The following is a 26390-nucleotide window of genomic DNA, read 5'->3' on the forward strand; positions in this document are numbered from 1 at the left end:
TGCGGCGCGGATTTTCCCGGATCTCCGCGCCGTTCTGTCGCCCGAAGTTATATCTGGTCCGTTATTTCCGTGAACGCTGCTGTTGAAATAACAATATTCCCACTGAAGGAGAGATTATGTCTCGCAACACTCTGAACACACTGAAGGAATTCCCGATCGGCGCAGGCCAGAGCGGCCAGTTCCATTCGCTGCCGGCGCTGGCGGAAAACCTCGGTGTGAACCTGTCGCGCCTGCCGGTGTCGATCCGTATCGTCCTCGAGTCCGTGCTGCGTAACTGCGACGGCAAGAAGGTCACCGAAGAGCACGTCAAGCAAGTCGCCAACTGGGGTGCGACCGCAGAGCGTACCGACGAGATCCCGTTCGTCGTGGCCCGCGTCGTGCTGCAGGACTTCACCGGCGTGCCGCTGCTGGCCGACCTGGCCGCGATGCGCAACGTCGCCGCCAAGATGGGCGCCGATCCGAAGAAGATCGAGCCGCTGGTGCCGGTCGACCTGGTGGTCGACCACTCGGTCACCATCGACCACTTCCGCGAGCCGGGCGCGCTCGACCTGAACATGAAACTGGAATTCCAGCGCAACAACGAGCGCTACCAGTTCATGAAGTGGGGCATGCAAGCCTTCGACACCTTCGGCGTCGTGCCGCCGGGCTTCGGCATCGTCCACCAGGTCAACCTGGAATACCTGGCGCGCGGCGTCATGAAGCAGGGCGACATGTACTACCCTGACACCCTGGTCGGCACCGATTCGCACACCACCATGATCAACGGCGTCGGCGTCGTCGGCTGGGGCGTGGGCGGCATCGAAGCCGAAGCCGGCATGCTGGGCCAGCCGGTCTACTTCCTGACCCCGGACGTCATCGGCGTCAACCTGAAGGGTAAACTCCGCGAAGGCTGCACCGCGACCGACCTGGTGCTGACCATCACCGAACTGCTGCGCAAAGAGAAAGTCGTGGGCAAGTTCGTCGAGTTCTTCGGCGAAGGCACCCGTTCGCTGTCGACCACCGACCGCGCCACCATCGGCAACATGGCGCCTGAATACGGCGCGACCATGGGCTTCTTCCCGGTGGACGAAGCGACCGTCGACTACTTCCGCGGCACCGGCCGTACCGAAGAAGAACTGGCTGCCTTCGAAGGCTACTACAAGGCCCAGGGCATGTTCGGCATCCCGCAGGAAGGCGAGATCGACTACACCCGCGTGGTGGAACTCGACCTGTCGACCGTGACCCCATCGCTGGCCGGTCCGAAGCGTCCGCAAGACCGTATCGAACTGGGCCACGTCAAGAACACCTTCACCGAACTGTTCAGCAAGCCGACCACCCAGAACGGCTTCAACAAGAACCCGGACGACCTGCACAAGGTCTACGAGACCACCAACGGCGTGCGCGTGAAGAACGGCGACATCCTGATCGCCGCCATCACCTCGTGCACCAACACCTCGAACCCGAGCGTGCTGCTGGCTGCGGGCCTCTTGGCCAAGAAAGCCGTCGAGCGCGGCCTGACCGTGGCGCCGCACATCAAGTCGTCGCTGGCGCCGGGATCGCGCGTGGTCACCGAGTACCTGACCGCCGCCGGCCTGCTGCCTTACCTGGACAAGCTGGGCTTCGGCGTGACCGCCTACGGCTGCACCACCTGCATCGGCAATGCCGGTGACCTGACCCCGGAACTGAACGCCGCGATCACCCAGAACGACATCGTCGCTGCCGCCGTCCTGTCGGGCAACCGCAACTTCGAAGCACGTATCCACCCGAACATCCGTTCGAACTTCCTGGCCTCGCCACCGCTGGTCGTCGCCTACGCGATCGCCGGCAACATGACGAAGGACCTGATGACCGAGCCGGTGGGCAAGGACAGCAACGGCGTCGACGTCTACCTGGGCGACATCTGGCCGTCGTCGCAGGAAATCGGCGAACTGATGCGCTTCGCGATGAACTCGGACGTCTTCAAGAAGAACTACGCCGACGTCAAGGGCAACCCTGGCGCGCTGTGGGAACGCGTGTCGTCGACCGAAGGTCAGGTGTACAACTGGCCTGAATCGACCTACATCGCCGAACCGCCGTTCTTCGCCGACTTCGAGATGACCCCGAAAGCGGCCGCCACCGGCATCACCGGCGCCCGCGCGCTGGGCGTGTTCGGCGACTCGATCACCACCGACCACATCTCGCCGGCCGGCTCGATCAAAGAAGACGGTCCAGCAGGCAAGTGGCTCAAGGAACATGACGTCCTGAAGGCGGACTTCAACTCCTACGGCTCGCGCCGCGGCAACCACGAGATCATGATGCGCGGCACCTTCGCCAACGTGCGTATCAAGAACAAGATGATCCCGCCGAAGGCAGATGGCTCCGCGGTCGAAGGCGGCATCACCCTGCACCAGCCGACCGGCGAACAGATGTCGATCTACGACGCTGCAATGAAGTACGTGGCCGCGGGCACCCCGACCATGATCTTCGGCGGCGAAGAATACGGCACCGGCTCGTCGCGCGACTGGGCTGCCAAGGGCACCCAGCTGCTGGGCGTGAAGGCCGTGGTCGTGCGTTCGTACGAGCGCATCCACCGCTCGAACCTGGTCGGCATGGGCGTGCTGCCGCTGCAGTTCATCGGCAACGACAGCGTCGAGTCGCTGGGCATCACCGGCAAGGAAACCTACGACCTGAAGGGCCTGGAAGGCGAGATCAAGCCGCAACAACTGGCGACCCTGGTGATCCACCGCGAAAACGGCGAATCGCAAGAGGTGCAGGTGCTGCTGCGTATCGACACCCCGATCGAAGTCGACTACTACAAGCATGGCGGCATTCTGCCGTTCGTGCTGCGTCAGTTGCTGGCTGCTTAATTCTGGAAGGCCCGCTGCGGCGGGCTGCCTGGATGGCAAAAGGGCTGGAATCCGGGAGGGTTCCAGCCCTTTGTTTTGCATGAACCTGTCCTGCATGCCATTTTCAAGAGCGTTACACATTGGCGGAGAGAGTCATATTGAAGAGATGAGCTTGGCGCCGCACGCAGTAAGGTCCTGGTCATATGCGACCTGCTTGCCGTGATGCTTGCGGGTGCTGCCGCTGGGCTGAATCGGGAACTGGCCTTTGCATTTGGGGCAGAAGGTAGTGTCGCCTTCTACTGCAACGCACTTGCCGAGTACCGTGAAGTCCTTCACTGCGGAGATCACCTCGCCGCCATGCGTGGTCTTGTCACCGAGTCGGATGACACCTCGTCCGTTCTCATCTTTCATAGTGAACCTATTTGGTGTGGGTCATGCGGCGCTGCGTGCGGTGTCGTCATCCTGATTAGCCGCGATGACGTGATCGTCGGTACCGAGGAAGACTCGGCGATAACGCCAGTAACCAGGCATTTCCAGGCTCGGCGAATTGAAGCCGGCCAGCGAATCATGGACATAGTTATCAAAGAATGCAGCTAGAGACGGCGATGTCGGAGCGGACTTTTGGGCTAGCGCAAGTACTGATCGAGCCTCCGGCTCGAGAAACGACGTTGTCACCAAGTCCCTTCTGGCCCCCGCAAACAACACGTCTTTGAAAACTGCAAGCGTTCGTTTGCTAATACTCATCCCAGCGCTTCGCGTCATCGCAGCTGCATCACTGATCAAACTCTTGTTAAAGGTTAGCAGGATTTCCTTGTCGGCCTGATTTGCCCGCTTGACCTGATTGGTCGTGTGAAAGCGATCACGAACTTGCCACCGCCAGTTAAGGTACGGCTGGAGCCATTGGTACATTGGACGTGGAGCAAGCGTGGCATGTGATATGAAGTCATCAAATGCCTTGGTCAAGTCGGGATGGATCGCAAGTGAGTTAAAGCCACTAGGCGAAATCGCAGGCCTGGTGAACGGAGCGCCTGCTGCTATCGCGCAATCCAGCATGTGGTTCAACGGTATTTGAGACAGCTTTTGAGAGTCATCACCTACCGCAAGTCCCAGTTCACCGGGCCGATAGCCTCCCCCGACATCGCTGTGCGAACCCGGATACGCAAACTGAAAACACCCTGGCTGAAGTTTGCCGTCAACTCCGATCGCGTCTAGAGGAAAATTCCGCCGTAGCTCATGCATAGCCACCATATGCACGCAGTTTTGCACTGAAGCTGGGATAAGCAGTGATTCAGCACTTGCCCATGCCCCATGCCCCCCGGTTGAGTTCATAGCCAGTGCCGTTGTACCAGACCAAAATCCGGCCGAAGCGACAGTATCTACGATTCCTACGAAACGAAACTGCAGTGGTACGCCAGCTAAGCGGCCGCCAATCAGCAATTCGTTCAGCCAGCTACAAAATACACGTGCCTCCGCAGCACCTCTGGAAAAACCAAAAACGTCAATGAAGCACTCGACGAGACGAAGCTTACTGTTCTTGAGTCTTGCCTCCAAATTTCCGGCCTGTTGCATGAGAAACTCGCGACGAATACTAGAGCTTCCCAGATTCGGCTGTAACAGTCCACTATTCACGCCAAATTTGGCAAGCTGTTTGCGATCGATTGAATCAGTTACGTTAGGGCCGTTACGACAGAGTGCAAGAATAGCGTCATCACCAAACATGACAGTGCTCGAACATCGCGATTGCAAAAAATTGAAAATCGCCAATAATCCGAATATAGCTCGACCTTCACAGCCGAATGCACATCCTTTTCCGAGATTGCTTTCTCCATGCTCACCGATCTCCGGAAACATCGTACCAACCCCTGGAATATATAGGCGGCTATATCCAATTTTATCATCAGATTTATATATCTCATGCAATCTTGCAATATTAGTATCTGAACGACTACCAAGATCGCGATCTTTGTTATTATTAGTTCCATCGAAAAATATTCCGATATTTAGATTAACCTCACATTTTTTGAAATCGGGCTCAAATCGCGGCATCACTAACTTTATTTTCGACGCAGGCGAAGTTTTGGTCGGCAATACAAGAACATCGTCGCGCATCATCGCCACCCCCCCGTGTTGCTTTCTATCACGATCAACTTCCCGTTGGTTCTCAGCAATTTCTTCGTCGGTAAATATCCCCTCAACTCGATACCCCACAGTAGCGTTGTTGCTAGCTTGGCTGTCATCCCATCGAATTGGGTGCAACTCGCCACTGGGCGTAGTTTCGCTCACAACAATACGCACCCGTTTGCCCGGAAAAAAATGCACATAGAAATTTCCCGGTCCCTCATACGGCTCGATTGGCACCTGCGCCCGATATATTCCTTCGACCTCTGCAGTGTCTTGAACGGTGGGATTAGATGCCCTATGAATATGGATCACCTCCCAACGAACATCTGCCGTCAATGCCGGATTCCATTTTCTCGGCAAGCTTAAACAACATACTTTACTGCCACCTCCACCACCCTCGCCGACATTGTCGCTGATACTTTTATTTATGTAGAATTTATTAATATAATAATCTGAACCAAGATGATGAGCTCCAGTTAAAGTAGTAGAGAAGTTTTTATCGACCCTGAAGCTTTTGTAGATCAACACACCAACCCCTAACAATGACCCAATAACTACAAATAAAACAGCGATACGCCATCGGACAAAACTTGGAATAAATATTTTCATCAGATACCCCATTATGACAACGGCGAAAAACCTCATTTTCTGGATCAGCCGACTGACTTAACGCCACTGCATTCGCGCTACAATTTCATTCAGCCCGGCAGCAAATAGGTCAATATCACTTAGTTTAAGACAGTCTCGAGTCTCTGATCTGTTTAGGATGCTTCCCCGCGTCGCTAATGCTGCTTCAGTTAAAATTGTCAAAAATTGTGGATTAGAATTACCTACTGCACACCATACCTGACGAGCACTTCGTGCCCAGGCATGCTGTTCGACGGCGTTGCCAGGAAAATCGCCGCCGTGGCGCATCAATTTCGCTTTCGCGATGAGATGGTCAGGTTCACTGGCCTCGTCGAGCGCCGCTAACTGTTCCCAATCAAGGATGAGTGGCGTCCGTGCTCGCGCATCTGATTCGACCGACGGCAAATGGATTACCGATCCTGATCTATCGTGTACTGCCCAACGGGCCATCGGCCCTCTCATTTCCTGCCACTGTGCCGGCGTCAGTAGAGATGAGAGCGGCCCGAGCACCGCACAATCGGCATATCTGAGCGTGAACTGCTTACCGTTTGGGTCGACAATGAAAATGAAGCGGCGCAGATGATGGACGAGCTCTCCAAGTTTCAAGTTGCTCTCGATGATCGACGCGTGTAATGCCGGCTTAGCCGCACTCATATAGCCCATGACTTTCTCGATGTCGCCGGCTTCATAAGCCGCCTCGACATCGATCAGGAGCGGACTAACCTCCAGCGCACGTTCTGCATAAACTGGTTCCAGCCAGACCGGGCGACTCTTTGCATCGGCCTCCGCATAACCAGCCGACACGTCATGCAACAGGCCGTTATCGATCAAGACATATATGAACAGTTCTCCGTCGCTGCCGCTCATTCGGCCTCCACCAGTGGACTATGCGCACGCGCCGCCGCAAGCATGCAGGGAATACAGATATCGTGATGCGGCAGCTCGTCAGGGAACTGCACCTCGGAAGCCTTCTTCGCAAAGGTCTGATGATCGGCTGCGTACATATGGCTGTTGCCGGTCGTATTGCCGACAATGCCTTCAGCGCTGATCTTCAGTTCACTGCCACCGCCATAGATCCGGACACCCTTTCTGGCCTTGATGTTGACCCAGTCGGTGTTACTGATCAGCTCCATGACCTTTTGCGCTATCAGATTGATGACACCATCCTGCGCCTCCGTGTGCACATCGCCGCGCGCCGCAACATGCTTGATGCCACCGTCGTTCGCAAAAGCACTGAGTCCCATGGCCGCGCGTACCGAAGTCCTCCCACCGGCAGCCAGGTGCGTATCCGCAGCCGTAATCAGGTCGATATTCTTCTCGGCTCCCAGCGCCAGGCTTTCCGCGGTTGCCATGACAATCCCCGCCGGTCCGCTGACGGCGACAATAGGTGCACCGCCAGCCCCACCCTCGCCCACATTGGTTCCACGTTCCAGATGCCTGAGCTTGTCCACCAACTGACCAAGCAGAGGCCCATTTCCAGTATCTTTGGAATGGGTTTCGGCGAGCTTCGCCAACTGGTCGGCAATGTCACGCAGTCCGTCGGCAAGTCCAGTCAACTCGGCCCGATCCAATTGATTGCCTTCGGCCTTGGCACTGCCAGCGGCAGTGATCAGCACACCTTTAGCGCCGCGAATCGCCACCGCATGGTCGCTGCGCAGCTCCGCGCCTTCGCCACGGGGCTGACGGCGCTCCCCCCTCGGATGCGTCAACCAGCCAAGATTCAGTTGCGACGCGCCGTCGTCGCTCGCCAGCTGCGCGCTGATTTCGCGCGGCGTGTCGTCGAACCGAAGTTGATTGGCGCGCCATCCCTGAATCTCCTGGCTTCGTATGCCGGACAAAAACCGCGTCGTCGGCAGGTTCGCGTTCTTGCTCAAAGGTGGCGGCAAGGCACGCGCGTTGTAAAGCTGAGAGATGATGATCGGTTTGTCCGGGTCGCCGCCGATGAACGCGACCAGCACCTCGGTCCCGACTCTCGGCAGAGTCAGATTGCCGCAATGTGAATCTCCCGTCCCAGCCCATTGGCTTGCCACCCTGACCCAGGCTGAATCCGTGTCCGTGTCCGACGCGCCGGCGCCGCCAGCGTGCTGATGATCAACCGGACGTGTTGCTGGAAACCGGATCTTGACGCGGCCATATTCGTCGCAGTGAACGACCTCGTTCTGTCCTCCGACCACGAGTGCGACCTGAAGACCAGGGTCGCGCAGATCATTCCATGGGTCGAATGCCGGGACAATCGGAATGGCTCGTCGTACGGCTTCGAATCGCATCTGGAATGGATTCGTGCTCCAGCCTTCGGCAGGCTCGCCTTGCTTGACCTCCCAGCCATTGCACGCGAACAGACGCTGCACCCGTTCTTCAAGGCTTCTCGGCAAGTTGTTTCGCGCCCTGACGTCGAGCGCGGTGATGACGAAATCGCGCTCTCCCACGGGATGGCTGTCAATCTCGGGATGATTCATGATCGTGAAGTATTCCCCTACGCGAAAATCGCGCACGGTTCCCTCACCGATAAAGCATTTCGAATCAAGTTCTTTGCGCTGCATGCGCAATAATCCGTGGCGGTACAGTTGGTCGCTGTCCGTTGCGACATGCGGAGATTCGACAATGTATTCCTGCACCGCGCAGGCCAGCGGGTTGCCTGATCGCCCTTGATCGATCTTTCCCGGCACCTCGGTAACCATGACCGGAACATTGCCCGGTTGTTTGTAGTCCCAGCTGAATACACTCGCATTGCCCGCCTGGAACTTGCGCACTGCTCCCCAACGCGTGACGGAATCGCGCTCTTCGGTGGCATCATCGCGGTGATAACGGACTACGCCCGCATCGTTCCGGGCAAGCGTGCTATGGGCGTCGAACAGCACCAGCGTGTGGGCTGGCGTGGATTCGCTCGCCTGACCGTTCTGTTGCAAGACGCGGCTACTGCCGGGTCGGAAGAACCAGGCAATACCGGAACGGCCGAGAAGCCGCCGCACGAATGCCGCATCGGATTCGTTGAACTGTATTGTCTGCTCACGCTCGGGATAGTTTTCAAGACGAAAACCGTCTGCGAACTCGTAGTCGAAGGCCCCAGCCTGCGCACTATATATCTGAAGCCATTCTTTCAGCACGACCACTACGATTTGAGGCCAACTCAAGCGCCGGAAGACGCGCGTATTGACGCGCTGGTCCATGATCGTCATCACATCGCAAAGGATGACGCGATAGCTGGAGATCGCCCCGTCGGATTCACCTGAACTGGCTTGCGCGATGACCCCACTAACTTGTCTCAGCCGTCCCCGGTCAGTGACGAATTCGAGGGTAGCCGGCAGTCCGATAAATTCCTTCAGTGGGAGCCGGCACGAGCTTGCTACACAATCGATCTGGTATTTGAACCCACCGCATACGGTTTCCGTACCATGAATGGATTGAGGGAGCAGGATATTGCTGTTCTGTTTGTCCTGGCCAAATAGCCTCAGCCTGATTGGACGGTTATCGGCAGTCAGGCCGCTTTCATACTGCAGGAGACTGCTGAGGTCAGGAGCCATGCCCACGCTATCCTCCAGTTATTTCCCACCGGAACAAGCATAGATTCTGGCAACTCCTGAGAGAGCATCTTTGAGAACGGGCAAATTTCTCGACACTGCTTTACAGAACGAACTACCAATGTCTCAAAAACGAGCGGCGAAGGTCCGCCTTGTAGACATCACACCTCGGCCCACATCCTCAGCAGATTGTGATAATGCGCCGTCAGCCCCACCGTAATCTCCGACTCCCCGTGCTGCGCGCGCAGCTTCTGGATCTGGGTATCGAGATCGAACAGCATCGCCCGCTTGCCGTCGTCGCGCACCATGCTCTGGGTCCAGAGAAAAGACGCCACCCGTTCGCCACTTGTCACCGGCCGCACCTGGTGCACGCTGCCCGACGAATACACGATCGCATCGCCCGCCGCCAGCTTGACCTCGTGGGTGCCATAGAGGTCGACCACTTCGAGCTCGCCGCCCTCGTATTCTTCCGGCTCGCTCAGGAACACGGTGGTCGAGACGTCGGCCCGCACCGGCGCCCCCCCGCCGCGCTGGGCGCGGATGGCGCCATCGACGTGCAAGCCGTAGTGCTCGCCGCCGCCGTAGGCATTGAAGTAAGGCGTCAGCATCCGCAGCGGCAGCGCGCTGGAAAAGAACATGGGGTTCGCCATCAGGGCCGCGCTCACGATCTGGCCAAGCTCGACGGCCAGCGGCGTGCCCTCGCCCAGCTGGCGGTTGCGCTTGACCTTCGCCCCTTGCGGGCCGACGCTCTCGCGGCCATCGAGCCATTCCGGCGCGCCGGCCATGCGCGCGCGGAGATGGGCCACCTGGTCCGGCGTCAGCACGCCGGGAATATGCAGCATCATGTCGTTCTTCTTTTGTCGAACCAACAAAAAAATCCCTCCTGACATAGCCAGGAGGGCAGAATCCGGTTGCCCGGCGGGGGTGGTACTCCGTGAGAAACATCCGCCAGCGCTTTCCCGGTCGCCGGCGGCTACTGCAACACAAGCTGGAAACACAACTTGATGAACACTCCAATCGCTCTTCCCAAACATGTTTGAATGAGAATTATTCTCATTATGTACCCTGTTCGCGCATTGTGCAAGCGTTTGCGTGCGCGCCCGTCATATGGCTTTCGTCCTGCCTCCATGACAGCCATTGTTCATGACCTGTGGCCGAATCAACTACAATACCGGGGATATGGGTTTATCATCAACCCCTCGGACTTTCGAAACATTCACTGACAAGAGACCCACCAGCGCCATGCGTCGTCCTTCCAAAGATTCAACTCCAAAACTTTCCGCAGAAAGCCAGCGCCTCGTCAGCCTCTCGCAAGCCCTCATGCAAGCCGCCAGCCGTGCCGAAGAGCGGGCGTGGGAACGCCAACTCGACACCTGCCTGCAAAAGCTGCTCAAGACCAATCATCAGGACAGCATCGATGCCGCCCTGAACGCCCTGTTCAAGGACGACCTGGCCTCCTACGACGTGCTGATGGATACGGTCGAGGCCGTTAGCGAATCGGCCACCATGGTCGAACAAGGCGAGCACGGCGACGTCACGTGGCAGGCGCTGCTGGTCGCGGCGCCGATCCTGGCCTGGACCCGGTTCTCGATCGCCACCGGCGCCATCCCGAACGACCTGCTGTCGACCCTGGGCGCCCACTTCTCGGCGCACCTGCTGGCCGACGGCACCAAGATGGCAATTGCGCCTACCTTATATTCGCTCGACCAGCTGCCGCGCACCCACGCCGAAACCGCGGCGCTGACGCAGAAGCTGGCCGCCGCCGCCCACAAGGGCGGCACCATCAAGCCGGCCCAGCACCTGGACGAAACCGCGCCCTTCCTGGCCGATACCCGCTACCTCCTGATCGCGATCGTGGCCCCGGCCGGCGAGCCGCTGTTCCGCTGGCAAGAGCCGCAGCACCACGTGCGTTTCGCCGAAGAGCGCAATCGCAGCCTCGAGCAGTGGCGCGCCCAGGCCACCGCGAATATCGCGCGCCTGCTGCCGGGCTGCGGCATCGAGCTGCTGCTGCCGGAAGCCTATTACGTGGCCTGCCGCGAAGCCGATAAACTGATCCGCCCGATCTCGATCCGCGCCGCCGTGCACTACCTGACCAATACGCTGGGCGTGGAAGCGTCCGACCTGCGCGCCGTGATCGCCGGCTTCGGCGAAGAGTCGCCGGACATCCAGATCGACGAGTACCGCGTCTCGTTCACCATGCGCCAGAGCGCCGACGTGGTGTATGGCATCGTCTGGCCGCTGTATGGCCAGGAAGACGAGAACGGCACGCCGATGGAAGGCCCGCTGGCGGTCACCGCCACGCCGCTGTCCCCGATCAACGAGATCGCGGCCCACCTCAACGACGCCGGCATCGCCCACATCAAGCGCATTAACGAGCGCTACGTGGCCGAGTACTGCGACGACTGCGGCGCGCCGCTGTTCGCCGACCCGACCGGCGAGCTGGTGCATGCCGAAATGCCGGAAGACGCGCCGGCCGGCACCGAGCACTTCCACTGATGTCGTTCAGGCTCCCGCCGCGGCGGGAGCCTCTCCTCCCTCCCCTGCCGCACGCTCCGGCGTCATGAACTGCCGCGCCAGCCCCTGCTCCTCGAAACGTGCCACGACGAAGTCGATGAAGACGCGCGTCTTGGCCGGCAACAGCCTGCGGCTCGCGTAATACAGGCATAGCGCCCGCCCCTCCACGAACCAGCCCGGCAAGACGTCGACCAGCGCTCTACTGCGCAGGAATGCTTGCGCGTGCGGCAACGGCAATACCGCGATCCCGATGCCAGCCAGCGCCGTCTGCGCCATCGCCTCGGGATCGTCGCACACCAGCGCCGTGCGCAGGTCGACCGGCGCCTGCCGGCCGTCGCCATGGCGCAAGGTCCAGGACAGCAGCCGGCCGCTGCCCACGGCGCGGCGGGCGATGCCGTCGTGTCTTGCCAGGCCGTCCGGATCGTGCGGCCAGCCGCGCCGCTCAAGGTAGGCCGGACTGGCCACGACGACGCTGCGCACCCTGGTCAGTTCGCGCGCCACCATGCCCTCGTTCAGGTCGACGCCGCCGCCGATCGCCACGTCGAAGCCCTCCTTGACCAGGTCGACCTGGCGGTTATCGAAATGCAGGTCGGGAACGATGGCCGGATAGCGTGCGAGAAAATCTTCCAGCATCGGCACGAAATAGGTCCGCCCGACCAGCGGCGCCATGCCGATTTTCAGGGTGCCGCCGGGCTGGCCGGCGCCCTGGCGCGTGGCCTGGGTCGCCTCCTCGATCCGGCGCCAGGGCTCGGCCACTTCGTGCAGATAGCGTTCGCCCTCGGCCGTGAGCCGCAGCTGGCGCGTGGTGCGCTGGAACAGGCGCACGCCCAGGTGCTGCTCGAGGCGGGCGACGTTCTTGCTGACCGCGGCCGGACTCAGGCCGAGGCGGCGCGCGGCGGGCGAAAAGCCGCGCTCCTCGGCGCTGTAGATGAACGAGACGAGGTGACTGATCGATTCCGGCATGGCGGTGTCTGGATGGTGACGATCCGGAGATTTTATACCTCTGGTTGAAAGTCATACGACTTTGGACCGGCTAGTTTCAACTCCTGGTCGGCAGCATACTGCCGACTCGTCCAATCATTCTCAGGGAGTCCATCATGAACAAAGCATTCGAAGGCAAGGTTGCCGTGGTCACCGGCGGTTCGCGCGGCATTGGCGCGGCGATTGCGCGCCGGCTTGCCAGCCAGGGCGCGCACGTGGCGCTGACCTACCAGCAATCGGCCGGCGCCGCCGAGACGCTGGTGGCGGACATCCAGGCCCAGGGAAGCAGCGCCGAGGCGATCCGCAGCGATGCCGCCGATCCGGCCGCGATCGACGCCGCGATCGCCCATGTCGCGCAAGAACGTGGCCGCATCGACATCCTGGTCAACAATGCCGGCGTCGCCGTGTTCGGGCCGATCGACGATTTCACGCTGGAAGATTTCGACAAGACGGTGGGCGTCAACGTGCGCGCCGTGTTCGCCGGCGTGAAGGCGGCGCTGCCGCACATGAAGGAAGGCGGACGCATCGTCAACATCAGCAGCACCAATGCGCTGCGCATGCCGATGGTGGGCGGGTCGGTGTATGCGATGAGCAAGTCGGCGCTGAGCGGCCTGACCCAGGGACTGGCGCGCGAGCTGGGGCCGCGCGGCATCACGATCAATAATGTGCTGCCCGGCCCGGTCGACACCGACATGAACCCGGAAAAGACCGAGTTCGGCGCCGGCCTGCACGACTATATGGCGATCAAGCGCCACGGCCGCCCCGAAGAGATCGCGGCCATGGTCGCTTACCTGGCCGGACCGGAAGCGGCCTACGTCACCGGCGCCGACCTGCTGATCGACGGCGGTTTCGCTGCGTGAGCTTGACGGCCTTTACGCCATCGGATCGATGGTGAAGGCCGGCATGCGCTCGCCGTTCTTCGCGGTCTCCAGGAATTTGTCGGAAGTGAGCAGCGCTTCGTGGATGGTGACGTCCATGTCCAGGTAGCGGTAGGTGCCCAGGCGGCCGACGAAGGTGACGTTGTCTTCGTTCTTCGCCTTGTTCACGTACAGCTCCAGCTGCGCCTTCTCGCGCGTCTGGCGGATCGGGTAGTACGGGACGTCCTTCTCTTCGCACTGGCGGCTGTACTCGGCGTAGCAGATGGTTTTCTCGTGCTTTTCCCACGGCGAGAAGTGCTTGTGCTCGGTAATGCGGGTGTATTTCTTTTCGTCGTCGCAGTAATTGATAACGGCATTGCCCTGGTAGTCACCATCGGCGCGGAAGGTTTCGAAGTCCAGCGTGCGGTAAGGTAGGCGGCCCTCTTCGTGCTTGAACCAGGCGTCGATCGGGCCGCTATAGAACACGTGGGCGTAGTTGCCCTTCTCAAGCGGGTCGAAGGCCGTGCTCAAATGCACGGTCACGCCCGGCACGTCGAGGATGTTCTGGACCAGCGCCGTGTAGCCGTCGGCCGGCATGCCCTGGTATTTGTGGTTGAAGTAATTGTCGTCGTAATTGAAACGCACCGGCAGGCGCTTGAGGATGCTGGCCGGCAGCTCGCTCGGGTGCAGGCCCCACTGCTTGATCGTATAGGTCTTGAAGAAGGCTTCGTACAGCTCGCGACCGACGAAGCGCAGCGCCTGCTCTTCGAAGGTGGTCGGGTTCTCGATCGACTTGTCGCCCAGGTTCTGCAGGAATTCCTGCGCCTCGGCCGGGCCCATGGTCTTGTTGAAGAACTGGTTGATGGTCAACAGGTTGATCGGCAGGGTGAATACCTTGCCACCGGTGATGGCCTTGACGCGGTTGACGTAGGGCTTGAACTCGGCGTAGCGGTTGACGAACTCCCAGGCGCGCTCGTTATCGGTGTGGAAGATGTGGGGGCCGTAGACGTGGACCATGACGCCGGTCTCGGCATCGCGTTCCGAATAGCAGTTGCCGGCGATATGGGGACGCGATTCGAACACGTCGACGGTATAGCCGGCCTGCGCCAGCTGGTTTGCGATCACGGCCCCGGAGAATCCAGCGCCAACGATGGCGATATTCTTGCTCATTCTTGTGTGTCCTGGTGGTGTTGGCAATGCCGGAGCGTATGCCTGACCTCGACCCGACCGGCCGACTGCAAGAACAAATTGTCGGGTCTAACCAGAGGACACACAACACCGCATCGCGGGTGGGATTAATGATAAAAATATATCATTCAAGTCCCGTTTTGCCCCGCACAATTGGAGCGGCCCACGTTGCGGATATAGAACGTCTTTACTTACGGATCGCGGCGATCACGCGCGTGGCGAACTCGGCCGCGTTACCGGCATGCCAGCGCCATACGATCACCAGGTCATGCTCGGGCGACACGACGATGTCGTTGCTGCCCGCGCCCAGCGCCGCGAAGGCGGTGGCCGGCATGCCCGGCAGGTTCTTGCCCTTGGTATTGAGCCACCATAGATAGCCATAATCCGGGCCGTGGGCGCTCGGGGCGAGCGCTTCCTTCACGTAAGAAGCGGGCAGGATCTGCTTGCCGGCCCAGTTACCCTGATGCAGCCACAGGTAGCCGAAGCGCGCCATGTCCCAGCTGTCGATCCACATGCCGCCGCCCCAGCGCGTGCCGCCGCTGACCGATGGCACCTGCTTGCCGTTCACTTCCACGTAGCTGTTATGGTAAGGAACCCACTTCCAGGTCGACGAGGCGCCGATCGGATCCATGACCTGCTGCTGGAACACGTCCGGCACCGACTGGCCGAACACGCGCAGCAGCGACAGGGCGAAGCGGTTCACGCGGGTGTCGTTGTACTCGTAAAAGCTGCCCGGCGCCTTGATCGCGCGCGGCTTCTTCTCGCCCTTGCCGAAAGCTTGCTTGCCGATGAAATTGGAATGCTTGCCCCACAACTCGCCTTCCCACTCGGATTCCTGCTGCAGGTGCTGCTTCCAGGTCACTTGCGCATTGTGCGGCGTGGCATAACCGCCGTCATCGACCGTCTTCGCGACCGGGTCGCCGACCCCGATGCGGCCGTCGCGCACCGCCACGCCGGCGACGGTGGCCAGCATGCTCTTGGCCACCGAATAGGTGGGGTCGACGAAGCGCGTGTCGCCGAACTCGGCCACCACATGGCCCTTGTAGATCACGACGCCGTTGGTATGGGCGCGCCTGGTGGGCATCGAGCCCAGGCGGGTACCGAAGATGGCTTCCTGGTCGGACAGGTCGAGCGGACGCTCGGTCTCGCGCGATTGCGCGAACTGGACGGCCGCGGCCAGGGCCGCCGGGTCCATGCCCAGCTGGGCCGGGTCCTTGCGGGCCCATTCGCCGGCCGGTGGAAAGTAAGCATTGTCGGCGGCAAACGCGCCGGCGGCCGGCAGCGCCAGGCCCAGTGCGGTGGTGAGGGAGAGTGCGAGCAGGCTGCGGCGTAGCATGGTGGGCGAAGCGGTCGTCATTATTCGGTATCGGTCCAGGTGGAATACGGAGAACGGATCAGGTTGGAGTTGTAATAGCGCTTGTCGCTGGTGACTTCCTGGCCGATCCAGTCCGGCTTGTCGAAGACGGCGTCTTCGGCCGGCAGCTCGATCTCGGCCACCACCAGGCCCGCGTTCTCGCCCAGGAACTCGTCGACTTCCCAAATGAAGCCGGCATGCTCGATGCGGCGCCGGTATTTTTCGACCAGCGGCCGCTCGCACAGGCGGTCGAGCAGCTCGCTGGCGTCTTCGAGCGGGATCGGATACTCCCATTCCCCGCGCGACGCCCCTTCGCTCTTGCTCTTGATGGTCAGGACGCCCTGCTCACCCTCGATGCGCACGCGCACCGTGCGCATCGGGTCGGCAGTCAGGTAGCCCTGGCGCAGCAGGACGGGCGTGCCCAGCTGGCGCCAGGCCTCGCTCGCGAGCAGGAACTTGCGTTCGATTTCGACGCCCATGGAATCAGCCCAGCGCCTGCAGGATCGGCTGCAGCATCGCCGCGCCCAGGCCGGCGCTGCGCGCGCCGTTCCAGCCGACGTGCGGGTCGGGCAGGTTGGCGTTGTCCTTGAACGGCATCTCGAGCGTCAGCGACAGGCATTTGTAGTGGTGGCCGACGTACTTCGAGGCCAGCGTCAGCAGCTCGTCGTTGTACTTGCTGGCGGCGTAACCGTATTCCTTCTGGAAGTCCGGGCTGCACGAGATATAGCGATCGATGAAAGTGCTCTGCTCCAGCGCGCGCTCGGCGGTGAAGTCTTCGAGCATCTCGCAGCCGGCCACGAAGTTGTAGGGCAGCGCCTCGTCGCCATGGATGTCGAAGAACATGTCGATGCCGACTTCCTCGATCTTCTTCTTGACGCAGTACACTTCCGGGCTGCGTTCGAGCGATGGGTTCATCCACTCGCGGTTCAGGTTGGCGCCGGCGGCATTGGTGCGCAGGTTGCCGCGCACCGAGCCGTCCGGATTCATGTTCGGCACGATGTAGAACACCGCGCGCTGCAGCAGCTTGCGCGCCACCGGATTGGCGTTGTCGAGCAGCGCATCCATCATGCCTTCGACGAACCACTCGGCCATCGATTCGCCCGGGTGCTGGCGGGCGATGACCCAGATCTTTTTCTCTGCCTGCGGATTGCCGATCACGACCAGGTTCATGTCGCGGCCGTCGACCGTGCTGCCGATGTCATGCACGCGCGCGATCGGGTTCTCGGCCACTTCGCCCAGCAGGCGCAGGTGGCGTTCCCAGGTGTAGGGCTCGAAATAGGCGTAGTAGACGCTGTCCAGTTCCGGGGTGTGCTCGACCGTCATCACCTGGCCGTCGAAGCTGGTGGGAACGCGGAACCAGTTCTCGGTATCGTAGCTCGCGACAGCCTGGTAGCCCTCGAAGCCCTTCGGATAGGTGGCCTGGCCGGCGTTCAGGAAGCGCATCGTGACCGCCTGGCCGCGCGCGCCCTGCAGGCGGAAGTGGAACCACTGGTGGATGTCGGCGTGCGAATCCTTGCGCAGGTTCAGGTCGATCTGTTTGGGATTGTCGGCGCGGACGACGTCGATCGAGCCGGAGTCGAACATCGTGCTGATCTTGATGGGCATCGTGGGATCCTTTCATGGCCCGTCGCGGTGGACGGTGTGCAAATATCGGGGCGTCGGGCGCCTGCCCGACGATCAGTGCATAAGCAGCGCCGGCCATGATACCGGATCGGCCACGCCGACCGCTGATACCGGGCCGGGGCGGGGACGCGTGTTTTTACTGCGCGTCGAGGTCGATCAGGTCCTTGGTGTACATGGCCATGATCTGGCGCATCAGTTCGACGTTGCCGCGGTCGAGCACGACGGTCAGCTCGGGCTTGCGGTCGAGCACGAAGGTCATGCGGATCGCGCCCGGCAGTTCCTTGCAGTTCACGTATTGCGCGCGCGGCACGTAGGGGCTGTCCCAATCGGCCTGGGTGATGCCGGGACCAGCGGGCGGCGCCTTCAGTTGCGGATCGCGGTTGACCGGCAGGTGCTTGAGCAGCCAGAACACGATCGAGGCCGGGATGTGGATGCACAGGTCGCTCGCGCCCTGGCTGGAGAACTTGGTGAGCAACAGGTTGCCGACCCGGTCGCAGGACATGGACAGGCTCTTGACTTGACGGATGACCGCTGGTTTCACGACTTGATCCTTGGGGAAGGTTGAAAAAGGCGCTGCGATTCTAACCTATCCCCTTCCCGTTTTGTGTGTATTAGAGGCAAAACCAAAGCAAAACGGGGAGCCCATGGCTCCCCGTTTCTTGGCTGTCGCCGGCTCAGCCGGCCGCATGCTTACTCTTTCGAGCCGCCGCTGCGGTTGCCGCCCTGGGCGCTCTGGCGGTTGCCGCTCTTGCTCGAGGAGCTCGAGCTGCGCGACGCGCCGCCGGCGCTGGCGTTGGCCGACTGACGATTACCGTGGCTCAAGCTACCGGCGCGGCGTGCTTCTTCCGACGTGAATTCGTGGGCGGTGCCCTTGGCATGGGCGGCCTTGCCGCCCTGGCTGGCGATTTCGCGCTGGCGCGCCGGATCCATCGAGGCGAAGCCGCGATTGCGGGTGCCGCTGCTCTGGCTGTTGCCTTGGTTGCCCGATTGCTTGTTACCTTGATTGCTTGAGGCCATGATGACGTTCTCCCTTATACAGCACTTGTGGAAACCGCCGCGTCCTGCGGCAGGCTTGAGACCCGATCGCCGCCGGCCATTCGCCGGCGAACGATGAGTCGAAGCCCATCTTAGGCAGCCATCTCCGATGCGGCTATAGGAGCATTTCAGATGACTTTGTAGGACTTTGAGCGACAAATAATGCACTTCGAAAAATAACTGCCAGTAGTCAACAAACTCGTCAGGACCAGTCCTACATACCTCCCCTACCTCTTCCTATTCTGTGCCAGGCTGTCGGCGCGCATCATGGTGTTATCCGGCAGGACTTCGACCTGCCCGCTCACCAAGCACAGGAGACCAACATGGACGCGAATCAACGTAGCGAAACCAATAACCAGACCAATAATGGCGCCAATGAAAAATGGACGCCAGGTTCCAAAGGAAATACCCAGAGCGGCCCGATGGACCATACCTACCCGCGCGGCGCCAGCGAACAGGGTGGCCAGTCGGGCACCGGCATGGCGCATGCCGGCGGCCACGACCAGGCCGGACTGGGCGGCAGCCCGGACGGCAGCGGCCAATCGCGCCAGGGCGACCTGCCGGGCGGCTCGATGCAGACCCAGCAGACCGGCGGCTCGGGACCGCAACAAGGCATCACCGACAGCCACCAGCGCCAGATGGAAATGCACTCGGATGCCTGGGGCAAGCTGGAGCAGCCGGTGGGCAACCGCCAGCGCGACACCGGCGTCTCGCTCAACGAAGACGTCGCCAACCGCCAGGGCGCGACCCGGACCACCGACACCCTGAATCCGCAAGACCCGGCGCAGCCGGAGCTGCACCGCAACGAGCCGGGCCGCGACGGCCGCGTGCCGGGCACCGTGGCGCCGGACCCGCTCGGCACCGAGGCCGGCGTGCCGGGCGTGCAGCACGGCGACATCTACGGCAACCGCCAGGGCGCCGACGACAACCGCGCCGACACCCAGGACGCCAGCGCCAGCGCAGTCCAGCAAAGCACCGACCGCCAGGGTTCGCAGACCGGCGCCGGCGCGCGCGATACGGGCAGCGAGAACGTGCACCAGTCGAACAATGTGTCCGGCGGCCTGCCGCGCAGCCCGGGCAACTCGGGCCCGCGCACCGAGGGCGAAGGCTATCAGGTGGGCGGCAGCATGCATGCCGATCCGAATCCGGTGCACCAGTCGAACGACGCCGCCGGCGGCTACCCGCGCAGCCCGGGCGGCGCCAACAAGCTGGCGGGCGACCGCAAGATGGACGACGACACCGGGTTCTCGCGCGGCTGAGCGGCCGATCTACCGTAGGGTTGGCGGGTCGCCCGCCGACGCTACGAGACCGCCCTTCCTTGATCCATCTCCAAGCCGTACCGGAGCGCCGGAACCGCGTCGTACGCAAGGCAATCGAACCGCTCGACATCGCCACGATCGTGCCGTGGCGCGAGACCAGCGGAGAGAACGAGGAGACCTCGCATGCCTGCAATGGACGACGCCCCGAATAACGCCACGCCCGCCGCCATCCCCACGGTATCGGTCGTGCTGCCCGCCTGCGGCCGCATGGACCTGCTCGACCGCAGCCTGGACGCCCTGATGCGCCAGAGCGTCGATCCGCGCAGCGTCGAAGTCATCGTCGTGGACGACGAACCCAACCACAATACGCTGCACCTGGTGGCCGGCTGGCGCACCCGCACGCTCGACCGTGGGCCGCGGCTGGCCTATGTCGCCAACACCGGCCCGCGCGGTCCCGGCGCCGCGCGCAACCGCGGCTGGCGCGCGGCGCGCGCCAGCGTCATCGCCTTCACCAGCGACGACGCCGTGCCCAGCCCCGACTGGCTGGCCCAGGGGCTGGCCGCCTTCGACGGCGGCGCCGCCGTCGTCTGCGGGCGCATCGAGACCCCGGTGCCGGCGCGCCCCACCGACCGTCAGCGCAGCGCGCATGCGCACGAACTGGCCGATTTCACCAGCGCCAACTGCTTCTTCCACAAGCCGGTGCTCGAACGGCTCGACGGCTTCGACGAGCGCTTCAGCGTCCAGCGCGGCAGCGACGCCGACCTGCACTTCCGCCTGCTCGAACAAGGCATCCGCATCGTGCGCGCGCCGCAGGCGCTGGCCGTGCACCCGGTGCGTCCGGCGCCCTGGGGCGCGAGCCTGCTGCAGATCCGCCATGCCGTGTTCGACGCGCTGCTGTACAAGAAGCACCCGACGCTGTACCGCGAACGCATCGAAGCGCGTCCGTGCTGGGACCACTACGCCATCGTCGCCGCCCTGCTGCTGGCCCTGCCCTGCTGGGTGCTGGGCGTGCGCTGGCTGGCCCTGGCCGCCACCCTGGTCTGGCTGGCGCTCACGGTGCGCCTGTGCCTGCGCCGCCTGAAGGGCACGGCCCACAGCGCCTCGCACGTGGCCGAGATGGCGATCACCTCGGTCCTGCTGCCGCCACTGTCGGTGTTCTGGCGCCTGGCCGGCGCCGTGCGCTACCGCGTGCGTTTCGCGTAAGCGCATGAAAGCCATCTTTCTCGACCAGGAGGGTACGCTGGTCGACGACATCCCATTCAATGCCGAGCCGCGCCGCATCCGCCTGGTGAGCGGCGCCGGCGCGGCGCTGCGTCTGCTGGCCGAGCTCGACTATCGCCTGTTCGTGGTCTGCAACCAGTCCGGCATCGCGCACGGCTGTTTCACCGAAGCGGCGATGGGTCCGGTCTCCGACCGCCTGCACGACCTGCTGTTTCGCGAGCAGCTCGCCCTCGCGGGCTATTACTATTGCCCGCACCATCCGCTCGGCACCGTCAGCGACTATGCCTTCGCCTGCGCCTGCCGCAAGCCCTCGCCCGGCATGCTGCTTCGCGCGGCGCACGAGCATGCCATCGACCTGCGCGCATCCTGGATGATCGGCGACATCCTGCACGACGTCGAGGCCGGCAACCGCGCCGGCTGCCGCACCTTGTTGATCGACAACGGCGGCGAGACCGAATGGCGCCTGGGGCCACGCCGCCTGCCCACGCGCATCGCGCCGGACCTGTACAGCGCGGCCATGCTGATCGCCGAGCACGGCGAGCGCGAGGACCTACGGCCGCAGGCGGGTTCACGGTCGCCGGGCTGACGGGGACTGGCGGCATTTGCTGGCGCCCGGATGCCCCCGTTCAGCGGCGCCGGATCTCGACGATCGACACCGGCGACGACGCCGGCGCTGGTGTGGGCAGGGTCGCTGGCACGGGCATCGGCATCGGCGTCGCCACCGGCGAGCGTGCCGCCGCCTGCGCCCGCAGCTCGGCGCGCGCCTGCCGCATCACTTGGCGCGCCGCCGACAGGCCGAGGCACGCCATGATGCTCGCCACCACGATGTCCGGCCATCCGGCGCGGGCGCCGAACACGCCCAGCGCCGCCAGCATCACGGCCAGGTTGCCGATCATGTCGTTGCGGGTGCACAGCCACACCGAGCGCATATTGGCGTCGCCGTTGCGAAACGCGTACAGCATGGCCGCCACCGCGCCGTTGGCGGCCAGCGCCAGCAGGCTGACGGCTCCCATGGTCTGGGCATGCGGCAGGTGGCCGTCAAGGCCGAGCCACAAGGCGCGCGCCAGCACCAGCACGCCGAAGACGCCCATCACGACGCCCTTGGCGTAGGCCGCGCGCGAACGCCACACCACGGCCATGCCCAGCACGAACAGCGACACCCCGTAATTGGCGGCGTCGCCGAGAAAGTCGACCGAGTCGGCCAGCAGCGACACCGAGCCTGCCGCCAGGCTGCTGGCCAGCTCGACGCCGAACATGATGAAATTGATGAGCAATGCCGCCCACAACACCTTGCGGTAGCGCCCGTCGGGCGGCGGCGTGGTCGGACTGCAGGATCCGGAACAGCAAGCGGACATGATCGCACCTCCAATGGCAGTAACTCCATTAGAATCCCTGTAGCTACTACAAGGTCAAGGGATGAACATGCTGATGCGTATTGGTGAACTGGCGAAACTGACGGGCTGCCAGTCCGAGACTGTCCGTTTCTACGAGCAAAAGGGATTGCTGCCGCCGCCGCTCAGGTCGCAGGCGAACTACCGGATGTATGGCGCTGACCACGCCGAGCGGCTGCATTTCATCCGCCGTTGCCGGTCGCTGGGCATGTCGCTCGGCGAAGTGGAAACCCTGCTCGGCTACCAGGACCAGCCGGAACGTTCCTGCAGCGGCGTCAACGCGCTGGTCGACCACCAGCTGTCCGAGATCGACCGCCAGATCCTGGAGCTGAGGGCGCTGCGCGCCGAACTGTCGCGCCTGCGCGCGCGCTGCGATTCGACGCGGCCCGCCGGCCAGTGCGCGATCCTGCGCGAACTGACCGAGCACGCCTGAACCCCGGCTGCAGGCCCTCGACTACATCCTGGGATCGTCGATCACCGCACGATCGTCGAGCGCCGCCCGGTCGCCGAGCGACGCGTGGTCATCCTGGCGCACCTGCTCTCCCAACAGCACGCGGTGGATCACCGCGCCGTGCACGCCATGCTGCTTCAGGAATTCGACGGCGCTGCGGGTGCCCAGGCTCGCCTGGATCAGGATGCCCTGGCGCACCACGTGGGTTGCGCCCGCATAGGGATTGGCAAGGCTATTGTCAGCCATGTCGCCCGGCGCCGCGCCGCGGCGATCGATCTGAGAGATGTGCATCTGTTTCCTTTCCTCGAGACATCCCATGCGCGCCGGGAGCCTCACATAAAAAAAACCGCCGACCGTGAGGCCGACGGAAAAACGCAGTATCCGGTTGAGGGATCACGCGGAGAGACACAGGAGCAATCTTAGCGGCCGATGGTTTCAACTTGATGACATCGCAAGGTTGCCACGCACGTCGCCGACAGCCAACATCGCGCCGTCAGAACGCTCTACAATTGCCCATCGTTCATTCATCCAGGAAGGTCAATGGCGCAGATGGCGGCTCCCGGCTTCAGTTACGGCTCCGACGATTCGGGCCTGGTATGGGGCTTCCTGTTCCGGCGCGACACGACCGCGACGCCGATCGGCGTGCACGAGGCCCTGGCCTGGATGCGCGAACCGCAACCGGAACAGTTCATCTGGCTGCACTTCAACCTGTCGAACACCGCCAGCGAACGCTGGCTGCGCGGCCACGCCATGCTGGCCGACGAGTTCTACGAGACGCTGCACCAGGGTTCGCGCTCGACCCACCTCGAGCTGGCCGACAATGCCCTGATCGCCGTCGTCAACGACGTGCTGCATGGTTTTTCGCTCGACAGCGCCGAGATCTCGACCTTGTGGGTCCACGTCACGCCGCAGGTAGCGATCAGCGCGCGCAGGAAGCCCCTGGCCTCGATCGAGCGCCTGCGCCAGGACGTGCGCCAGGGCGCCCCGCTGCGCTCATCCAGCGAGCTCCTGATCCACCTGCTGCGCGACCAGGCCGACGTGCTGGTGAACATCGTGCGCGAGGCGGTGGCGCGGGTCGATACCATCGAAGACCGGCTGCTGGCCGGGCGCCTCACCCGCCAGCGCGAAGACCTCGGTTCGCTGCGCCGGGTGCTGGTGCGCCTGCAGCGGCTGCTGGCGCCGGAACCGGCCGCCCTGTTCCGCCTGCTGCAGCGCCCACCAGGCTGGGTCGATGGCGACGACCGCCAGGACCTGCGCCAGGCGACCGAGGAATTCACGGTGGTGCTGAGCGACCTGGCCGCGCTGCAGGAGCGCATCAAATTGCTGCAGGAAGAAATCGCCGCCCGCGTCAACGAGGACAATGCCCGCAGCCTGTATCTGTTGACGATCGTGACCGTGATGGCGCTGCCGATCAACCTGATCGCCGGCCTGCTCGGCATGAACGTGGGCGGCATCCCGCTGGCCGACGAGAGCCACGGCTTCTGGATCGCGCTGGGCCTGGTCGCGGCCTTCACCACGGTGGCCGGCTGGCTGCTGTTGCGACTGCAGCGCCAGCGCTGAACCGGCGGCGGCTTACCAGTAAAAATAAACCATGGCGCACCCACCCCAGGAGATAGCGCACAAAACGGCCCGGCTGCATTACCATGCATTCGCCTGCGTCAGATCCGACGCGACCAGCCGAGAGCCGCCATGAACGACACGCCAGAATCCCTGCCGGAACCGTCCATCATCGATCCGCTCTACCTGATCGACCTGAAAACGCGCGGCCACCAGGTCTATCCCGTCCTCGGCGAAGACGATCTCAAGCGCATCCGCCGTTTCGCCACCGAGCGCGCCTGGCACGACGGCGACGTCGTGTTCCGGGCCCTGGTCGATTCTCCCGGCATGGTCGTGGTGCTGTCCGGCCAGTTGCGCTGCAGCCGCAGCAATGCCCTCGGCCACCGGGTCGAGGTGCACCTGTTCGAACCGGGCCAGTTCACCGGCGAAGTGTCGCAGCTGTCGGGCCGGCCGCCGCTGGTCGACGGCGTGGCGGTCGGCCGCCTGGAAGCCCTGGTGCTCGATCCCGAGGCGCTGCGTGCGCTCCTGATGGCCGAGGCGGTGCTGGGCGAGCGCGTGATGCGCGCCTTCATGCTGCGCCGCGCGCGCCTGATCGGCGAACAGCCGACCGGGCCGATCCTGATCGGGCCGTCCGGCCATGCGCGCCTGTTCGAGCTCGAGAGCTTTTTGTCGCGCAATGCGCAACCCTATACCCGGCGCGACCCGGACGCCGACCAGGACGCCGCCCAGCTGGTGCGCGAGCACTGGCGCCAGGAGCACGACTGGCCGCTGGTCGCCATGCCCGACGGCTTCGTGATCAAGAACCCGAGCCTGCTCGAGATGGGCCGCTTCCTGGGCACCATGCCGCGCATCACGCGCGACATGGTCTACGATGTGCTGGTGGTCGGCGCCGGCCCGGCCGGCCTGGCCACGGCCGTGTACGCGGCCTCGGAAGGCCTGTCGGTGCTGGTGCTGGAACAGCGCGCCTATGGCGGCCAGGCCGGGGCCAGTGCGCGCATCGAGAACTTCTTCGGCTTCCCCACCGGCATCTCGGGCCACGCCCTGGTCAGCCGCGCCTTCGTCCAGGCCAGCAAGTTCGGCGCCGAGATCGCCATTCCGGCGCCGGCGATGCGGCTGCTGTGCCGCGAACGGCCGCTGCGCGTGGAACTGGACGACGGCGCCTGCGCGCGGGCGCGCAGCGTGGTGCTGGCGGCCGGCGCGCGCTACCGCAAGCCCGACCTCGCCGACCTGGCCCGTTTCGAGGGCCGCGGCGTGTACTACTGGGCCTCGCCGGTCGAAGCGAGGGTGTGCCGCCAGCAGACCGTGGTGCTGGTCGGCGGCGGCAACTCGGCCGGCCAGGCCGCCGTCTACCTGGCCGCGCACGCCAGGACCGTACACCTGATGGTGCGCGGCAACGGTCTCGAGGCCAGCATGTCGAGCTACCTGATCGAGCGCATCCGGGCGAGCGCCAACATCGTGCTGCACACCCGGCTCGAACTGGCCGCGCTCGAGGGCACTGACGCCGGCCTGGAACGGGTGCACTGCCGCAGCCGCAGCGGCGGCCCGCCGGTGGTGTTCGACACCCACCACCTGTTCCTGTTCATCGGCGCCGACCCCAACAGCGATTGGCTGCGCGAATGCGGCGTGGAACTGGACCGCAAGGGCTTCGTGCTGACCGGCTATGAGGCCACGGGGCGGCATGGCGGACGCGATCTCGAGACCAGTGTGCCGGGCGTGTTCGCCGTGGGCGACCTGCGCGCCGGCTCGACCAAGCGCGTCGCCGCGGCGGCCGGCGAAGGCGCGGCCGTGGTGGCCCAGATTCACAGGTACCTGGCTGAGCAGCAGCAGGTCGACGAGGCGACGGGCTGAGCGCCGCACCGGAGGAACCGCCGCGCAAGCAGGTATTACCA

At 63.1% G+C, this 26390-nt stretch carries 24 protein-coding genes; 10 read left to right on the forward strand and 14 right to left on the reverse strand.

Features of this window, described 5'->3' with window-relative positions; all coding sequences use genetic code 11:
* The first annotated feature begins 116 nt into the window (after nt 1-116).
* Nucleotides 117-2825 (forward strand): aconitate hydratase AcnA, encoded by a 2709-nt coding sequence (acnA, locus tag ABIB42_RS09130; protein ID WP_005666152.1) that lies wholly within the window; start codon nt 117-119, stop codon nt 2823-2825.
* A 132-nt stretch (nt 2826-2957) separates the two neighbouring features.
* Here acnA and ABIB42_RS09135 read toward each other — a convergent pair whose 3' ends face one another.
* The 5 genes from ABIB42_RS09135 to ABIB42_RS09155 all read right to left on the reverse strand — a co-directional run bounded on the left by ABIB42_RS09135 (nt 2958) and on the right by ABIB42_RS09155 (nt 9915).
* Nucleotides 2958-3215, reverse strand: a complete 258-nt coding sequence (locus tag ABIB42_RS09135) for a PAAR domain-containing protein (protein WP_184239776.1) — start codon at nt 3213-3215, stop codon at nt 2958-2960.
* A gap of 21 nt (nt 3216-3236) precedes the next feature.
* Complete coding sequence (locus ABIB42_RS09140; protein ID WP_429248239.1) at nt 3237-5534, reverse strand: phospholipase effector Tle1 domain-containing protein; 2298 nt, start codon at nt 5532-5534, stop codon at nt 3237-3239.
* 57 nt (nt 5535-5591) lie between these two features.
* Complete coding sequence (locus ABIB42_RS09145) at nt 5592-6419, reverse strand: DUF4123 domain-containing protein (protein WP_429248240.1); 828 nt, start codon at nt 6417-6419, stop codon at nt 5592-5594.
* The gene (locus tag ABIB42_RS09150) at nt 6416-9073 is read right to left on the reverse strand and encodes a type VI secretion system Vgr family protein (protein WP_429248241.1); all 2658 of its coding nucleotides are present in this window, start codon (nt 9071-9073) and stop codon (nt 6416-6418) included. The genes ABIB42_RS09145 and ABIB42_RS09150 overlap by 4 nt, the downstream gene beginning before the upstream one ends.
* A gap of 158 nt (nt 9074-9231) precedes the next feature.
* The gene (locus ABIB42_RS09155) at nt 9232-9915 is read right to left on the reverse strand and encodes a Fe2+-dependent dioxygenase (RefSeq protein ID WP_040776078.1); all 684 of its coding nucleotides are present in this window, start codon (nt 9913-9915) and stop codon (nt 9232-9234) included.
* Nucleotides 9916-10312: 397 nt separating this feature from the next.
* Here ABIB42_RS09155 and ABIB42_RS09160 point away from each other — a divergent pair, with 397 nt between their 5' ends.
* Complete coding sequence (locus ABIB42_RS09160) at nt 10313-11566, forward strand: DUF2863 family protein (protein ID WP_005666138.1); 1254 nt, start codon at nt 10313-10315, stop codon at nt 11564-11566.
* Between the two features lie 6 nt (nt 11567-11572).
* On the opposite strand, the gene ABIB42_RS09165 is transcribed toward ABIB42_RS09160, so the two are convergent.
* The gene (locus ABIB42_RS09165; RefSeq protein ID WP_005666136.1) at nt 11573-12547 is read right to left on the reverse strand and encodes a LysR family transcriptional regulator; all 975 of its coding nucleotides are present in this window, start codon (nt 12545-12547) and stop codon (nt 11573-11575) included.
* A 134-nt stretch (nt 12548-12681) separates the two neighbouring features.
* On the opposite strand from ABIB42_RS09165, the gene ABIB42_RS09170 reads away from it, so the two are divergent.
* Nucleotides 12682-13425 carry an SDR family oxidoreductase gene (locus tag ABIB42_RS09170; RefSeq protein WP_429248242.1) on the forward strand — a complete coding sequence of 248 codons (744 nt, stop codon included), beginning with the start codon at nt 12682-12684 and terminating at the stop codon, nt 13423-13425.
* A 12-nt stretch (nt 13426-13437) separates the two neighbouring features.
* Here ABIB42_RS09170 and glf read toward each other — a convergent pair whose 3' ends face one another.
* From glf to ABIB42_RS09200, 6 genes are all read right to left on the reverse strand, one after another.
* Complete coding sequence (gene glf, locus ABIB42_RS09175) at nt 13438-14592, reverse strand: UDP-galactopyranose mutase (RefSeq protein WP_005666133.1); 1155 nt, start codon at nt 14590-14592, stop codon at nt 13438-13440.
* A gap of 205 nt (nt 14593-14797) precedes the next feature.
* A complete protein-coding gene (locus tag ABIB42_RS09180) occupies nt 14798-15967 on the reverse strand; it encodes a serine hydrolase domain-containing protein (RefSeq protein ID WP_005666132.1) in 1170 nt (389 codons plus the stop codon).
* The gene (locus ABIB42_RS09185; protein ID WP_184239784.1) at nt 15967-16443 is read right to left on the reverse strand and encodes a CYTH domain-containing protein; all 477 of its coding nucleotides are present in this window, start codon (nt 16441-16443) and stop codon (nt 15967-15969) included. The genes ABIB42_RS09180 and ABIB42_RS09185 overlap by 1 nt, the downstream gene beginning before the upstream one ends.
* Nucleotides 16444-16447: 4 nt before the next feature.
* Complete coding sequence (locus ABIB42_RS09190; RefSeq protein ID WP_005666127.1) at nt 16448-17569, reverse strand: M14 family metallopeptidase; 1122 nt, start codon at nt 17567-17569, stop codon at nt 16448-16450.
* Between the two features lie 154 nt (nt 17570-17723).
* Entirely contained in the window at nt 17724-18128 is a 405-nt protein-coding gene (locus tag ABIB42_RS09195) for a hypothetical protein (protein WP_005666125.1), read from the reverse strand.
* Between the two features lie 149 nt (nt 18129-18277).
* Nucleotides 18278-18604: a KGG domain-containing protein gene (locus ABIB42_RS09200; RefSeq protein WP_005666123.1), complete on the reverse strand. Its 327-nt coding sequence runs from the start codon at nt 18602-18604 to the stop codon at nt 18278-18280.
* Nucleotides 18605-18945: 341 nt separating this feature from the next.
* Here ABIB42_RS09200 and ABIB42_RS09205 point away from each other — a divergent pair, with 341 nt between their 5' ends.
* Genes ABIB42_RS09205 through ABIB42_RS09220 form a run of 4 tightly spaced genes read left to right on the forward strand, consistent with a single transcriptional unit; the run spans nt 18946 to nt 21688 of the window.
* Nucleotides 18946-19881, forward strand: a complete 936-nt coding sequence (locus ABIB42_RS09205; protein WP_312165589.1) for a hypothetical protein — start codon at nt 18946-18948, stop codon at nt 19879-19881.
* 59 nt (nt 19882-19940) lie between these two features.
* Nucleotides 19941-20093, forward strand: coding sequence for a hypothetical protein (locus tag ABIB42_RS09210; RefSeq protein ID WP_184239785.1), 153 nt, complete (start codon nt 19941-19943; stop codon nt 20091-20093).
* The gene (locus tag ABIB42_RS09215) at nt 20065-21084 is read left to right on the forward strand and encodes a glycosyltransferase family 2 protein (RefSeq protein WP_184239786.1); all 1020 of its coding nucleotides are present in this window, start codon (nt 20065-20067) and stop codon (nt 21082-21084) included. The genes ABIB42_RS09210 and ABIB42_RS09215 overlap by 29 nt, the downstream gene beginning before the upstream one ends.
* 4 nt (nt 21085-21088) lie before the next feature.
* The gene (locus ABIB42_RS09220; RefSeq protein ID WP_005666117.1) at nt 21089-21688 is read left to right on the forward strand and encodes a D-glycero-alpha-D-manno-heptose-1,7-bisphosphate 7-phosphatase; all 600 of its coding nucleotides are present in this window, start codon (nt 21089-21091) and stop codon (nt 21686-21688) included.
* Nucleotides 21689-21728: 40 nt separating this feature from the next.
* Here ABIB42_RS09220 and ABIB42_RS09225 read toward each other — a convergent pair whose 3' ends face one another.
* Nucleotides 21729-22457 carry a cation transporter gene (locus ABIB42_RS09225; RefSeq protein ID WP_429248243.1) on the reverse strand — a complete coding sequence of 243 codons (729 nt, stop codon included), beginning with the start codon at nt 22455-22457 and terminating at the stop codon, nt 21729-21731.
* 61 nt (nt 22458-22518) lie between these two features.
* Here ABIB42_RS09225 and cadR point away from each other — a divergent pair, with 61 nt between their 5' ends.
* Nucleotides 22519-22926: a Cd(II)/Pb(II)-responsive transcriptional regulator gene (gene cadR / locus ABIB42_RS09230; RefSeq protein ID WP_313632821.1), complete on the forward strand. Its 408-nt coding sequence runs from the start codon at nt 22519-22521 to the stop codon at nt 22924-22926.
* Between the two features lie 21 nt (nt 22927-22947).
* Here cadR and ABIB42_RS09235 read toward each other — a convergent pair whose 3' ends face one another.
* Nucleotides 22948-23235 carry a hypothetical protein gene (locus ABIB42_RS09235; RefSeq protein WP_005666111.1) on the reverse strand — a complete coding sequence of 96 codons (288 nt, stop codon included), beginning with the start codon at nt 23233-23235 and terminating at the stop codon, nt 22948-22950.
* 249 nt (nt 23236-23484) lie between these two features.
* Between ABIB42_RS09235 and ABIB42_RS09240 the strand changes: the two genes are divergently transcribed.
* Entirely contained in the window at nt 23485-24504 is a 1020-nt protein-coding gene (locus ABIB42_RS09240) for a transporter (RefSeq protein WP_429248244.1), read from the forward strand.
* A 129-nt stretch (nt 24505-24633) separates the two neighbouring features.
* Entirely contained in the window at nt 24634-26349 is a 1716-nt protein-coding gene (locus ABIB42_RS09245) for an FAD-dependent oxidoreductase (protein ID WP_429248245.1), read from the forward strand.
* Nucleotides 26350-26390: the final 41 nt, after the last annotated feature.

The sequence above is a fragment of the Massilia sp. UYP32 genome, from assembly GCF_050434365.1.
Classification (GTDB): Bacteria; Pseudomonadota; Gammaproteobacteria; order Burkholderiales; family Burkholderiaceae_D; genus Telluria; species Telluria timonae.

Coding starts and splice junctions, on each gene's coding strand:
- ABIB42_RS09140 (WP_429248239.1), bottom strand. CDS start 5,534: ATGAAAATATTTATTCCAAGTTTTGTCCGATGGCGTATCGCTGTTTTA.
- ABIB42_RS09220 (WP_005666117.1), top strand. CDS start 21,089: ATGAAAGCCATCTTTCTCGACCAGGAGGGTACGCTGGTCGACGACATC.
- ABIB42_RS09135 (WP_184239776.1), bottom strand. CDS start 3,215: ATGAAAGATGAGAACGGACGAGGTGTCATCCGACTCGGTGACAAGACC.
- ABIB42_RS09225 (WP_429248243.1), bottom strand. CDS start 22,457: ATGTCCGCTTGCTGTTCCGGATCCTGCAGTCCGACCACGCCGCCGCCC.
- glf (WP_005666133.1), bottom strand. CDS start 14,592: ATGAGCAAGAATATCGCCATCGTTGGCGCTGGATTCTCCGGGGCCGTG.
- acnA (WP_005666152.1), top strand. CDS start 117: ATGTCTCGCAACACTCTGAACACACTGAAGGAATTCCCGATCGGCGCA.
- ABIB42_RS09170 (WP_429248242.1), top strand. CDS start 12,682: ATGAACAAAGCATTCGAAGGCAAGGTTGCCGTGGTCACCGGCGGTTCG.
- ABIB42_RS09205 (WP_312165589.1), top strand. CDS start 18,946: ATGGACGCGAATCAACGTAGCGAAACCAATAACCAGACCAATAATGGC.
- ABIB42_RS09150 (WP_429248241.1), bottom strand. CDS start 9,073: ATGGCTCCTGACCTCAGCAGTCTCCTGCAGTATGAAAGCGGCCTGACT.
- ABIB42_RS09240 (WP_429248244.1), top strand. CDS start 23,485: ATGGCGCAGATGGCGGCTCCCGGCTTCAGTTACGGCTCCGACGATTCG.
- ABIB42_RS09215 (WP_184239786.1), top strand. CDS start 20,065: ATGCCTGCAATGGACGACGCCCCGAATAACGCCACGCCCGCCGCCATC.
- ABIB42_RS09180 (WP_005666132.1), bottom strand. CDS start 15,967: ATGACGACCGCTTCGCCCACCATGCTACGCCGCAGCCTGCTCGCACTC.
- ABIB42_RS09145 (WP_429248240.1), bottom strand. CDS start 6,419: ATGAGCGGCAGCGACGGAGAACTGTTCATATATGTCTTGATCGATAAC.
- cadR (WP_313632821.1), top strand. CDS start 22,519: ATGAACATGCTGATGCGTATTGGTGAACTGGCGAAACTGACGGGCTGC.
- ABIB42_RS09185 (WP_184239784.1), bottom strand. CDS start 16,443: ATGGGCGTCGAAATCGAACGCAAGTTCCTGCTCGCGAGCGAGGCCTGG.
- ABIB42_RS09155 (WP_040776078.1), bottom strand. CDS start 9,915: ATGATGCTGCATATTCCCGGCGTGCTGACGCCGGACCAGGTGGCCCAT.
- ABIB42_RS09235 (WP_005666111.1), bottom strand. CDS start 23,235: ATGCACATCTCTCAGATCGATCGCCGCGGCGCGGCGCCGGGCGACATG.
- ABIB42_RS09160 (WP_005666138.1), top strand. CDS start 10,313: ATGCGTCGTCCTTCCAAAGATTCAACTCCAAAACTTTCCGCAGAAAGC.
- ABIB42_RS09245 (WP_429248245.1), top strand. CDS start 24,634: ATGAACGACACGCCAGAATCCCTGCCGGAACCGTCCATCATCGATCCG.
- ABIB42_RS09200 (WP_005666123.1), bottom strand. CDS start 18,604: ATGGCCTCAAGCAATCAAGGTAACAAGCAATCGGGCAACCAAGGCAAC.
- ABIB42_RS09190 (WP_005666127.1), bottom strand. CDS start 17,569: ATGCCCATCAAGATCAGCACGATGTTCGACTCCGGCTCGATCGACGTC.
- ABIB42_RS09165 (WP_005666136.1), bottom strand. CDS start 12,547: ATGCCGGAATCGATCAGTCACCTCGTCTCGTTCATCTACAGCGCCGAG.